The 10,384-nt window shown below is 59.8% G+C and carries 7 protein-coding genes, 1 tRNA gene and 1 CRISPR repeat array; of the genes, 3 read left to right on the forward strand and 5 right to left on the reverse strand.

The annotated features are described in order from the left end of the window. Window positions 1-184: 184 nt before the first annotated feature. Window positions 185-257 (reverse strand) — tRNA-Asn (locus HMPREF1261_RS06930). A gap of 251 nt (window positions 258-508) precedes the next feature. Here HMPREF1261_RS06930 and HMPREF1261_RS06935 point away from each other — a divergent pair. The 3 genes from HMPREF1261_RS06935 to HMPREF1261_RS06945 all read left to right on the forward strand — a co-directional run bounded on the left by HMPREF1261_RS06935 (window position 509) and on the right by HMPREF1261_RS06945 (window position 2,836). After that, entirely contained in the window at window positions 509-1,225 is a 717-nt protein-coding gene (locus tag HMPREF1261_RS06935; RefSeq protein ID WP_023030430.1) for a 6-carboxyhexanoate--CoA ligase, read from the forward strand. Beyond that, window positions 1,222-2,391, forward strand: a complete 1,170-nt coding sequence (locus HMPREF1261_RS06940; RefSeq protein WP_023030431.1) for an 8-amino-7-oxononanoate synthase — start codon at window positions 1,222-1,224, stop codon at window positions 2,389-2,391. The genes HMPREF1261_RS06935 and HMPREF1261_RS06940 overlap by 4 nt, the downstream gene beginning before the upstream one ends. Window positions 2,392-2,452: 61 nt before the next feature. Further along, window positions 2,453-2,836, forward strand: a complete 384-nt coding sequence (locus HMPREF1261_RS06945; protein WP_023030432.1) for a hypothetical protein — start codon at window positions 2,453-2,455, stop codon at window positions 2,834-2,836. Between the two features lie 134 nt (window positions 2,837-2,970). Here HMPREF1261_RS06945 and HMPREF1261_RS06950 read toward each other — a convergent pair whose 3' ends face one another. Genes HMPREF1261_RS06950 through HMPREF1261_RS06965 form a run of 4 tightly spaced genes read right to left on the reverse strand, consistent with a single transcriptional unit; the run spans window position 2,971 to window position 9,190 of the window. Next, window positions 2,971-4,104 carry a Wadjet anti-phage system protein JetD domain-containing protein gene (locus tag HMPREF1261_RS06950; protein WP_023030433.1) on the reverse strand — a complete coding sequence of 378 codons (1,134 nt, stop codon included), beginning with the start codon at window positions 4,102-4,104 and terminating at the stop codon, window positions 2,971-2,973. Further along, entirely contained in the window at window positions 4,091-7,462 is a 3,372-nt protein-coding gene (locus HMPREF1261_RS06955) for an ATP-binding protein (RefSeq protein ID WP_023030434.1), read from the reverse strand. The genes HMPREF1261_RS06950 and HMPREF1261_RS06955 overlap by 14 nt, the downstream gene beginning before the upstream one ends. Continuing rightward, window positions 7,455-8,105, reverse strand: coding sequence for a DUF4194 domain-containing protein (locus HMPREF1261_RS06960; protein ID WP_005278162.1), 651 nt, complete (start codon window positions 8,103-8,105; stop codon window positions 7,455-7,457). The genes HMPREF1261_RS06955 and HMPREF1261_RS06960 overlap by 8 nt, the downstream gene beginning before the upstream one ends. After that, a complete protein-coding gene (locus HMPREF1261_RS06965) occupies window positions 8,105-9,190 on the reverse strand; it encodes a DUF3375 domain-containing protein (protein ID WP_084538530.1) in 1,086 nt (361 codons plus the stop codon). The genes HMPREF1261_RS06960 and HMPREF1261_RS06965 overlap by 1 nt, the downstream gene beginning before the upstream one ends. 2 nt (window positions 9,191-9,192) lie before the next feature. Beyond that, a CRISPR array of direct repeats spans window positions 9,193-10,381; the repeat unit is 28 nt; unit sequence GTGCTCCCCGCGTGAGCGGGGATGAGCC. Window positions 10,382-10,384 lie beyond the last annotated feature (3 nt).

Raw genomic sequence — 10,384 nt, forward strand, 5'->3', positions numbered from 1 at the left:
ACACTCGATAGGAATCAGAAAAGACCCCATGAAGTAACTAACCGTGTACCCGCCCCGCAACACGCCGAACGGACACACATTCTGCTACTTAACCCAACCATCAAGTGGCACGTTTGTAGCACGCGATACAACGATGACACTCGGAACAAGTAAAAAACCCACCGTTACCAGTGGGTTTGTGTTGCTCCTCCAACTGGGCTCGAACCAGTGACCCTTCGATTAACAGTCGAATGCTCTGCCAACTGAGCTATGGAGGAATATCCGTGTTGTACTTCGAACGTGCCGTTCTCTGTGCAACGAGAATTAACTATATAGGCTAACGCCGTTTTCACACAAATCGCCTGGTTAGCCGGAAAATTGAGCTGTAGGACATGGGGTGAGGCGGGAGGCATCGGAAAGCGCATGGCCTGTGTATTCCTGTGTGGGAAGCGTCGCCCGGAGTTTGGTCGAGGCTGGCTAATTTTCTCTTTTCCTGAACACCGTTCAATACGTCCGGTACCCTCAGATTATGACTTATTTCTCAGTGCGAATGCGGTCTGATTCCGCAGGCCAGCACATTTCGGGAGCAGAGCGAATCGTCAGGGAACACGAGGTTCCGGCGGTCTGCGCGGCGTTATCCCAACGTGCTTTGGCGCACCCGAAGGGAATGGCGGAAAATACCTTCATCACCGTGGAGGCTTTGGCCGAGTCCGATATTCTGCACGTCCCTTGCGTAGGCGTAAAAGAAGAAGCGGTGCAATGCCCTTCGCAGGCTAGGGACGTCATCGAGGAACTATTGCGCCCCATAACCGCTTATTCCCAGGTAGTCATTGAAGGGACGTTTACCGCTAGGAATATGCGCGGTGCGATGCTCATTGCGGCCGATACAGGTAAGCGCTGCGAGCCAGACGCACAGCGCGGCGTCCGCGTAAGCCACATGGACGCGTACGGTGCTACAGAGGAAGAATTCAAAGGCAAGGATGCAGCCCGTGAAGCCATCGTTCTGGCGAGTAAGGTTGCCGCGCATCCCGATGTCTTAGCCGAAGTCTGTGTGTCTGATGACCCGGCGTATACCACCGGCTATGTCTGCATAGATGGCACGTACCACCGCCTGCCGCACATTAAAGAACCAGGATCGGACGAGGGGGCGAGGGCGTTCATCATCAAACCAGGGGCCGATGTTGAAGCGTTGATAGATTATCTGGAAAAACGCGCCGTGCTCGTGGATTTTGAGGCAGAACAGTGAACGAGAGCCTAGAGAAAGTCGCATCTGCGCGCCTGGATAAGTGGCGAGAAGACGGCCTGTGGCGCAGCCCTTCGGTCTTTGCAAGTGGGCAAGTGCCGGAAAGCTCCTTGCGGACGGCCACCGGGAAGACAGTCCAAGACGCGGTGCTTTTTAGCTCGTCGAATTACCTGGGCCTGGCGGAGCATCCGGAGATTAAAAACGCCGTAAAGGACAGCGTTGATCACTACGGCGCAGGCTCAGGTGGCTCGCGTTTGACCACCGGTACGTCTGATCTACACGTTGCGGTAGAAGCCGCTGCAGCCCAGCTGACTGGGTATCCAGACTCGGTATTTTTTGCAACCGGGTACCAAGCCAATCTATCGACGTTGCAGGCTTTAGCCTCGCCCGAACTCACCATTATTTCCGATGCGCGCAACCACGCCAGCATCATCGATGGCTGCCGGCTCGCAAAGGCGAGTGGCGCCTCCCTCGTCGTCACGGCGCACCGCGATACCCGCGCTGTGGAAGATGCCTTGGCTAACAGGACCACCAAGTATGCCTTGGTGGTTACCGATGGCCTCTTTTCGATGGACGGGGTGCTTGCACCCTTGCCTGAGCTATCGCGGCTGGCACGCGAACACGGCGCTTGGCTTATGGTCGATGATGCTCACTCGTTTGGCACCGTCGGCGACCGCGGCCTTGGACTGCCAGAATATTTCGGCGTCCAGCCCGATATCCAACTTATTACCGCTAGCAAGGCGCTTGGCGCTGAAGGCGGGGTCGTAGCAACGAGTAAGCCGGTGGCGCAGCTATTGCGGCAACAAGCCCGGTCCTTCGTATTTTCTACCTCGCCCACGCCAGCAGCATCGGCCGCCGTGCTCGCTGCGTTAAAACTCATTGAGTCCGATCCCAGTCTGGTTAGCCAACTGCAGGACAATATTGCTTATTGGCACAAAGCACGCGGTACTACGCCACAGCAAGGGCCGATTATCCCCGTGCACGTGGGCGATGAGGCCGCCGCAATGGACGCTAGCGCTGCACTGCTAGAGCATGGATTTATCGTCCCGGCAATCCGGTGGCCAACTGTTGCACGTGGCGCTGCGATTCTCCGCGTTACCCTCATGGCAACCCATACGCGGGCGCAGATCGATGCCCTCTGCGCAGAACTTGAACAGTTGGGTTTATAAGTAAAACGCTCGGTGAGTGCGTTCAGAGAGTGGGCTCTCGTCGCTTACACTGACAGGCATTATGAGCAGCTTTATCATTGACTATTCGTGGCTCCACGAGCTGGTGCTGTACGGGCGTGACGCTGAGCTGTCCGCTGCAATTACCGGCAACTGGGACATTATTGAAGCCATATGGGACTTGGAGGAAAAGCACTCTATAGAAGAGGACTCCAGTTTCTTTGGTGGCGAAAATTGGACCGCGCGCTTTGTCTCCGGCCTCGATGATGGCGGCCCCTTGGACGTGGGGCTATTGGATGAAGAAGATACTTCAGTGATGCTCCAGCTCTCCGTTACCGGTGACGATGAAGAGACAATGGAGCACGCGCTTATCGATGCCACCGAGACCATCACCTGGCACTTCTCCGACTGGGGCTTTGAGGACATCGAGTGGACTGCGATGCCTTGAGAAATGGAGACGCCGCCGCAAGGTTTTACTAGCTGAGGGCTCAACAGGTATTTTTACTCGCGTTCGTCTTGCTGCTGCGGAGAAAGAAGAATACGGGAACAACTAGCAGAGGTTCTAGTTCGAAAGCTTAGAACCTAGCGTTGAAACGTAGATTGAATTGCGTCATTTGCATGCGCGAACGGAATCCGCTCCTGTTCGATGCGTAGCTTGCCTTCGGTGAAGAGGAGGGAATAGGCGCGCTGCTCTTCGGTGGTGAGGTGGCTAAGCATGGCGGAGCCATCACCAGGATCGGGGACCGCGAGGTGGCGGAACGCGGTGACGGTGGCGGTATCCATGAGGAGAGACTCCGTGTGGGGAAAATGGGCGCGCACGCCGTTGAGGATGCTGAAGCCGGCGGCATCAAGATCGCCCCAGTAGGTGATTTCGACATCGTGGAGCCAGTCGAGGGCGTGGAGCTGACGGGCGGCATTGCCGGCGCCGAGGATGGCGATGGTAGGTGGGGTGGCATCGGAAAGCAGGGGCAGGGCTAGGAAGGTCTGCTTGTTTTCTACGATGAGAACGCGCGGGGGAGCGGTGGGAAAGAGTTGTGCAGCCTGGGAAAGGGGAACCTCGATATCGGACAGCGCTGGGGCGTGGTTGAGGTAGCGCAGGCGCAGGCGGGCGTCGGTGCGGCGCAGCCCCAAATCTGTGATGCCGAAGGGAGATAGCAGCGCGAGTAAAAGGCGGCGGTGGGTGCCTATCCACTTGCCATCCACACCTTCGACCGGAACGGCGCGCTCCCACTCGCCGGAATTCGGATGGGCGCGCAGCCAGGTCAAGCATGGCTTTAAGCAGCGCAGATCGTATGCAGTTAAGTCCTTCCACTGGGGATAGGTGCGGTGCACGGTGTCGGTGAATGCAGGGGAGTCGGGGAAGATCGCGGCGATGTCGTATGCGCGCTGTTGCGCGCGGGAGTATTCGCCGCTGAGGCCTGCGGCCGCGGCGATGCGGGGCGCACCGGTAAGTACCGCGCGGGTGGGAACGGAATTGGTGCCCAGACCCGTGCGGGACCAATTGCGGGATTCGTAGTGGATCTCTTCTTGGTGCGGCCAGCGCTGCCAGGCGCGGATAAACTCCTGGGTGGCGGCGACATTGCGCGCGGCGGTAGCGGCTGTAGGCGGATGAAGCGGCCAGTCGATGCTCAGCGAATCCGGGGCGGCTAAGGCCTCAGCAAAGTGGTTGCGCAGGTATTTTTCCGCATGTGTGTGCAGGTCACTAGGCATCCGCATTGGGGGACTCCGGGGATTCCTGGGGGTAGGTGGTGGCATCGATAAGCGAATAGCCCGTACGCGCCTGCGGGCGGCCCTGGATAATGGGCTCGTCGTAATTGACCACGATGGTGCCATCCACGTACGGCGATAGCGTCTGGATGAGTTTGAATGGCGTTGCCAAAATCATGTGGAAACCAAAGGACGCAAACACGGACATGGCGGTGCGCGTAAAGGCTGGGTCAGCGCGGTCGAAGGCCTCATCCAAAATGATGGAACCGTAGGTGGGAACGTCCTGGTCTGGTTCCGCCAATCGGAAGCGCAGCGCCGCAGCCAAACAGAAGAAGACCAACTTTTGGGCCTGGCCGCCGGAGAGGGAGGCAGAATCCTGATACGTATTGGCGGTCGTGCCATCGGGATAGCACTCGCGGCCGATGAAGCTGACATGCTTGCGGGTATCGAGGACCAGGTTGCGCCACCGAATATCCTCTGGCTCAGACGAGCCCAAGCGGCTGAGAATCTTGTCCAGGGCGTGGTAGCGCGCTACCGCAGCTTCAGGATCATCGGCGCTAATCTCCGCCAGGCTATGGGACGTTGCGGCATCAAGATCCCGCTGGAAGTCTTGCACCACCTGGCCCCGGGCATCCTTCACATCAATGCGCAGGGTGCGGTCCCCATTGAAGGGCGTGCGCTCCAGTGACTTATTAATAAACTCCATGCGCTGTTCGATATCGCTACGGGCATGGCGAAGCGAAGAGGCGAGGTGCGATAGGTTTTGCACCGTCGTGCCATTGAGCAGCTCCAAGAAATGAGCGCGAAAATCCGCCAAGCGGTCCGCGCGCAGGAACTTCAGCTTCTCCATGCCTTCGCCGGCGAAGCTGGCCTGCGGCTCCAAATCCGCGGCTTCTGCCGGCCACTGCGATAGGTATTTGTGGAGGACAGAGACAATCTTGGCATTCGTCTCCTCGATGCGGCGCGCGGCCCTACGCGCGGTTTCTTGCAGGCTGGCCTGCACCTCATCGCGCCGGGCATCGATGTCATCGATGGTGAGTTTTCTCCTGCCCTTGTGCAGGGCTTCTTCGACCGCCTTGGCGATGCCCTGATCCGCCACCGTGGGCACGGTTCCGATGCTTTGGCGCCGCCGGGTGGAGCGGTTCAGCTCGCCCTCCACGTTGCCGAGGTGTTTTTGTGCTTCGTTCAGTTGGGCGCGGGCGGCGGTGAGCTTTTCCTTTGCCTGCTCGTGCGCCGTGGCTAGGGCCTGCGCCTCTGGGGAGGAAGCCAAAGAATCGTACTGTTCTTGCAAATCGCGTTTGCGCGCCTCAGCGGAAGCGGTATCAATATCCTGGAACTTAGTCTCCAGTACGCGCTGCGCTTTATCGCGCTGCGTGCGCAGGATATCCATCTTCCGGTTGAGCTCGTGGACCTGTTTGGCCATGGCACGAGCAGTGGCTTTCGCTTCCGCCAATTGGGAACGCAGGAGTTCAATCTTGGCGGTATTGGTGGAACCTACTCGGTACCACCGCGTGCCTTTAAAACGCGTGCGATCATCCTTGATAAAGCGCGTCGAGCCATCCTTATCCTTGGGCCGGCTTTCCAAGCCATCGCGCGTGACGGCCGGGGTCTTGGTTACCTGTTCGAGCGCGGCCACCGAGTTGACGCATTCGTAGTTAAAACGGCTTGAAATATGGTGGCGCACCCACGGCGCCATGGGGTGATCCTGGAACTCCAATTTGTGGATGAGCTGTTGCGGGCTGCGCGCGGGCGCGGGCGCAGGAGCAAACTCGGGGATAGTGCGGTATTCGAGCCGGGTGCCCACATTGCGCGAATTGACCCACTGGTTAATGGCTTCCCGCGCGGTTTCCGGAACGAGCAGGGTGGCGGCGAATCCGTGCAGCAGTTTTTGGATCACCGGTTCCCACTCCGCCTGCTGCGGGGCGATATCCAGTAGCTCGCCAGCGAAGGGAAGCTCCGATTCGGCATAGCCAGTATCCCGCGCGAGTTGGGTGCGCAGCTCCACAAGGGCTTTATCGATATTGGTGCGCCGCGAGCTAAATGAGTGCAGCTCACTTTCTAAGGACGCGGATGTTGTCGCGGCATCGCGGGCGGCCACTCCGGCTTCTTGTTGCTGCTCAGTAAGCTGGGCCGAGTCAGTCTCGAAGTCCGCGATGCGCAGGCGGGCATTCGCCTGCAGCTCGGCGAAGCCGTGCGGGTTGAGCTCAAAGTGATCGGTCCACTGGTCGGCGGCAGCGGCAAGGTGGTGGAACTCCTTGGAGCGGTGCTCAATTTCCTTCTCCGCGGTTTCTATCTTGGCTTCTAGGGCGGCCAGCTCGCCGGCACTAAGTTGGGAGACGGCTACGGCGGCGCGGCGCTCGGCATCGTCAAGGTGCGTGACCTCCGCTTCGAGCGCCTCGGCCGCAGAGTGCGCCTCTGCCTGCTGGGCGGTCAGCGCGCGGATGCGATAGTCCAGTTCCTCTGCCACCAAGCGGGCGCGCACCGCCGGCAGCGCCTCATTCATCGCCTCAGCCGTGTACTTATCCGCTTCTGCAGTGGTGCGCTGGGAGTGCAATTGGGGCAGGGGTGCCAGCGTCTCAATCTGGGCCTTGACGTCCTCTACCCGAAGGTATGCCTGGCGCAGATCCTCAAATTGCTCCACCGCTTCCTCCGCCCGCTCGAAAGTAGACGGCGTATCCAGCATATAGTCCCGGAAGAGCTGGTCCAGGCTGGATAGTGACTTGGCAGACTGCGTGCGGTGCAGCAGGACCTGCCCCTGTTCGCTCTTGATGCCCAGGCGTTTGCGAAAGCGATCCGCAAACGTGGTGTACGTCGGCGTAAATGACGCACCAGGCCCCTTGTACATGGCCTTAATCTTGCGGGTATCCAGGTTGCGGGTGAGTAGGGGGCTGAGCTTATCGATGTCCTCATCTCCCTGCACCACCCCATAGAGCCGTTTAATTTGGCTCACCGAATTTTCACCGCCGTTGAGACGGAAGATGGCGATGAGGGTGTGCTGCGTGCCAGCCCCATTATCGTAGGTCAACGCCACCACCGAGTTTGTTGCGCCCTCACGCAAATACTCCGGGGCGATTTCACCCGTGTGCGCATTTTCTTGTTGCCGCCACGCCCCGCGAATATAGGAGACGAGGTTGCGCCCATTATGGCGCCCGAGGTCCTGCTGCGATGCCGCGTTGAACTTGAGGTCCTTCTGCGGAACCAATACCGCCGACATCGCGTCAAGCAGCGTGGACTTGCCCGAACCGGATCCGCCGGTGATGAGGAAGCCCTTGCGGGCTACCGGAATGGAAAAGTAGCCGTGAAAAGTGCCCCAGTTAATGAGCTGGATACGGCTGATGCGGAATTGATCTGGATACAGGTTAGTCATCGGAAGCCTCCTCCTGGTCGCCCTCGGATTCTGCGAGGCGGGCGTATTCATCCCGGATAGCGGTGACCGTGGCGGCATCGAAAAGCTGACGCAAGACGGGTGATACCTCGTAGCGCCCCTCAGTCTCGGTGGCACTCAGCAGCGAATATTCATTGCGGATGCGTTTAATCGCCGCATTGAAGCGGTTATTGAACCCGGCTTCATCGCGGTTATCAACCGCGCGGACGTAGCCAATGCCCTCCCGGAGATCTTCTACATCCACAATCACGCGTTCACCGGGCAGCGCCAAACCAAGTTCCTGGCGCAGGTTCAGCAGGATGGCGGTATCGATGTGCTTAAGCTTATCCGTGCGCAGCACCTGCGGGATAGGCAGAGTTTCCTCTTCTACCATCCGGGTAAACGCAAACCCTTCTCCTTCATCGACGACCAGCTCGAGGAATACCTCATGCAGGCGGGCGCGCAGGTTGTCTTCGTCCGAGATGATGGCGGACCATAAGACAGGTTCCTTGTGCGCTCGCACGAGCGGCCCCTTCAAGAGCTGCACCAATGCGCGGCGCGAGTTATAGGTCAGCGATCCTTTATCGCTTTCCCACAGCGGGGGCTCATGCGCCGAATCGACGCGGTGATTATCAGTAGCGCTCACTACAACTCCTCAACGGTGGTGCTATCGAAATACATAGTAGGGATATACGCCGCGCGAATGGTCCCATCTTCTTCGGTCCAGGTGACCTTTTCATGATCATCGTGCAAAGCCGGCAGCGGGTGCTGGTCTGCAATGTGTACCAAACCCACGACGCTGGCCAGGCCCTGCGTGGGAAGGCACGCCTGTAATACCTGGCCAATCGTGCACGGACCCGACTTGCCGACGGCCCCGCGAATCGCCCCATGCAATTCCTCAAAATCAATCTCTGATTCGCGCACCAGCTCATACAACGCCTCCGCGTTCTCCTGGCCCGGCTGGAAGGCTACCGGTGCTTCCTCCACGACCTCCCGACCCGGGTTGGCCAAGTGGATGCGCGATACGGAATGAATGGACATGCCGATGCGCTGTAGGGGAGTTTCCATGCGGTGAAAAGCCTTCAGCTCCGATGCCTGCGCTGCATCAATGGCCATGCCCCGTGCCTCACGCAGTAGCTCAATCATGCGCCGATCTTCTGCGAATTGTTCCGAAGAGACATAGTTGCGCAAGCTGCGCGCCAGGCCAGTCATCGTTTGATTGACCTCGAAGCTCGTTTCTTCCATATCGCGGAAGAGATTCCGCAGCTGCCGACGGTTCTCTGGCGCCAACTCTTGGCCGACCTCGCTTTCTAAAACTTGCTTAATCCACTGGTCTAGCCACGCGCTGCGTTCTCTATCCATGAGGTATGAATAGAATCCGCGGAAGCTGCGCCCCGCGTCCGATTCCGCGATGTGGTCTACACCGCTAAAGATTTCCTCGAGCACTTCGCCGCGGTAACCTTCTGGATCCAAAAGCTGTCGGCGCAATCGGTGATTGAGGGCTTCAAGTTCGTGGCGCACCCTGGCGAAATCGCTTGGCACCGCCATAGCCATGTTCAGCACGTCTTGGACGCGCTCCTCGGTCTCTGCCGCAGTCAGTCGTTCAAACTGCCCCAGGTGGGCCTTTTCAATTTCGCGGTCAATGCGGTCTCGCTCCGCCTCTAAGCTGGCGACGCGGCTCGAAATATCCTCATTTGTATCTCGCGCCAAGCGCTGCAGAGCCGAGCCAATAGGTGCTCCCCGCGTGAGCGGGGATGAGCCGCGCAACGCCTCCCACCTCACCTACAACGCGAGGTGCTCCCCGCGTGAGCGGGGATGAGCCCGCGGCCAAACCAGACAAAATCACCGTCGAAGCGTGCTCCCCGCGTGAGCGGGGATGAGCCTGACCAGCACATCATCGTCAGCGCGATGCGCCAGTGCTCCCCGCGTGAGCGGGGATGAGCCATACCTGCATAGTGGCCAACTTTTCCGCATCGGGCGTGCTCCCCGCGTGAGCGGGGATGAGCCCAAGTCCTGTGAAGTCAGCTCGCCCGAAATTCAGTGCTCCCCGCGTGAGCGGGGATGAGCCGCAGGAGCAGATTAATGAGGCGAACGTCAAGATGTGCTCCCCGCGTGAGCGGGGATGAGCCCCCGACGCGGCCCGAACCGTATTCGCCAAGCTCGTGCTCCCCGCGTGAGCGGGGATGAGCCCCATCGCGGGCTTCCAGGCTGATTTCTGCCGACGTGCTCCCCGCGTGAGCGGGGATGAGCCCTCGACACCACCAACCAGCAGGCCCCGGCTACGGTGCTCCCCGCGTGAGCGGGGATGAGCCCACCCCGCCGGTCGCGGCCTTGGTGCTGCCATAGTGCTCCCCGCGTGAGCGGGGATGAGCCGCCGCCATCCTCGGCAAACTCTACGAGGTGCATGTGCTCCCCGCGTGAGCGGGGATGAGCCCACCATAAATGTGGGGGATTCGCACCAGTCAGAGTGCTCCCCGCGTGAGCGGGGATGAGCCTCAGATGGCACCGCTTTAGAAACTAAAGACGGCGTGCTCCCCGCGTGAGCGGGGATGAGCCAGAGGGTGCCCCGGTGCTCTTCCGAGCGCGGCGGTGCTCCCCGCGTGAGCGGGGATGAGCCCCTCGGCCAATTCGGCCTGCTGCGTATCCCCTTGTGCTCCCCGCGTGAGCGGGGATGAGCCGGATTCCATCATGCTTGACATGACCGTAGATGAGTGCTCCCCGCGTGAGCGGGGATGAGCCCCGTACTGCCAAATAGCGGGCTTCTGATTACCGGTGCTCCCCGCGTGAGCGGGGATGAGCCGTTCCCACAAGGGTAGACCATTCTCATCAGCCAGTGCTCCCCGCGTGAGCGGGGATGAGCCCCGTCACCGCCTGCGCCAGAAGAACGTCCCCCAGTGCTCCCCGCGTGAGCGGGGATGAGCCCCG

The organism is Corynebacterium sp. KPL1818, assembly GCF_000478135.1.
Taxonomy (GTDB): Bacteria; Actinomycetota; Actinomycetes; order Mycobacteriales; family Mycobacteriaceae; genus Corynebacterium; species Corynebacterium accolens.

Coding starts and splice junctions, on each gene's coding strand:
- HMPREF1261_RS06935 (WP_023030430.1), top strand. CDS start 509: ATGACTTATTTCTCAGTGCGAATGCGGTCTGATTCCGCAGGCCAGCAC.
- HMPREF1261_RS06945 (WP_023030432.1), top strand. CDS start 2,453: ATGAGCAGCTTTATCATTGACTATTCGTGGCTCCACGAGCTGGTGCTG.
- HMPREF1261_RS06950 (WP_023030433.1), bottom strand. CDS start 4,104: ATGCGGATGCCTAGTGACCTGCACACACATGCGGAAAAATACCTGCGC.
- HMPREF1261_RS06955 (WP_023030434.1), bottom strand. CDS start 7,462: ATGACTAACCTGTATCCAGATCAATTCCGCATCAGCCGTATCCAGCTC.